This is a genomic window from Rahnella sp. ChDrAdgB13, from assembly GCF_017655185.1.
In the GTDB taxonomy this organism is placed as follows: Bacteria; Pseudomonadota; Gammaproteobacteria; order Enterobacterales; family Enterobacteriaceae; genus Rahnella; species Rahnella contaminans.
The window spans coordinates 1-1,449 of sequence record NZ_JAEMGT010000244.1 but is presented as its reverse complement, the minus strand read 5'-3'; the positions used below and the strand labels follow the sequence as shown (position 1 = coordinate 1,449).

The following is a 1,449-nucleotide window of genomic DNA, read 5'->3' as shown; positions in this document are numbered from 1 at the left end:
TGCGTATTCTGGCCGATCGTGAACAGTCATTCTGGTGGAACGTGAACGCAGATTCTGGTTTAACGTGAACGCGTATTCCGGCGGAAAATACCACGATTTTGCATCATGACCAGAATCACTGTTCATTTTGCCAGAATCGGTGTTCATCTCACCGGAATCGCCGTTCACATCACCAGAATTTTTCTTAACGCATTGATTTTTGCTGCTATCTCTTTCTCTTTAAAACCGTGGAGAGAGATATGCCGAACAAGAGAATCAATATGCGTAAAATTCGTGAAACTTTAAGACTACGTTTTGAGGTCGGACTCTCTTTCCGCCAGATCAGCCTGACCACCGATGTCAGCATTGGTGCTATCCAGAAAATGCTCAAACGCCTCGAGACAACGGGGATCTCCTGGCCCCTTCCTGAAGGAATGTCGGAATCCCGACTCGCCAGTCTGCTGTATCCTGAGTCCGATAACCGGCCCGGCGAGCTGGAAGATCCTGCGTGGGCTGAAATCCATATGGAGCTGCGTAAGAAAGGGGTGACTCGGCATCTTCTATGGGAGGAATATTGTCAGCGGATGCCAGTACGGGCATACAGCTACTCGCAGTTCTGCTACCGGTATCAGGCGTGGTGCAAGTTGCAGAAGCGCTCCATGCGTCAGCAACATCTTGCCGGTGAAAAATGTTTTATCGACTACTGTGGGCCTACTGTGCCGGTTATCTCACCGGAAACGGGTGAATGCCGGCAGGCCCAGATCTTTGTGGCCGTACTGGGCGCATCGAACTACACCTTCGCTGAAGCCACCTATACGCAGACGCTGCAGGACTGGCTTCTCAGTCATGTCCGGATGTTGGAGTTCTTCGGCGGGGCTCCTGAGATCCTGGTTCCGGATAATCTGAAAAGCGCGGTAAACAAGGCCTGCCGTTACGATCCCGAACTTAATCCCTCCTACCAACAACTGGCGGAACACTATCAGGTTGCTGTCATACCCGCTCGTCCCCGAAAACCCAGGGACAAACCCAAAGCGGAGGTTGGTGTGCAGATCGTTGAACGCTGGATCCTGGCCCGGCTGCGCCACCAGGTCTTCTTCTCGCTGTCGGAGCTAAACCACTGTATCCGTACGCTGGTAGCAGATCTCAACGAGCGCCCGTTCAAAAAACTTCCTGGCAATCGCAGGGAGGCTTTTATAAGGCTGGACAGGCCCGCGCTTCGCCCGCTGCCGGTACATCCATGGCGCTACCGGCATATAAAGAAAGCGAAAGTGAACATCGATTACCACGTTGAGTATGAGCAGCACCATTACTCGGTTCCCCATCAATACGTTGGGCACACAGTTGAGTTGCATGCCTTCGACAACCTGCTTGAGGTCTGGGTGGGAGGGCGAATGATCGCCAGTCACCCGCGGCGCCTTCATCCGGGGAACAGCACGACCGCAGAGCACATGCCGGAACGCCACCGCCACC

At 53.6% G+C, this 1,449-nt stretch carries 1 protein-coding gene; it reads left to right on the top strand.

The window, feature by feature from the left end; genetic code table 11:
- Positions 1-239: 239 nt before the first annotated feature.
- The coding region (gene istA / locus J8X26_RS27400) for an IS21 family transposase (RefSeq protein ID WP_208952658.1) at positions 240-1,449 on the top strand (1,210 nt) is incomplete at its 3' end.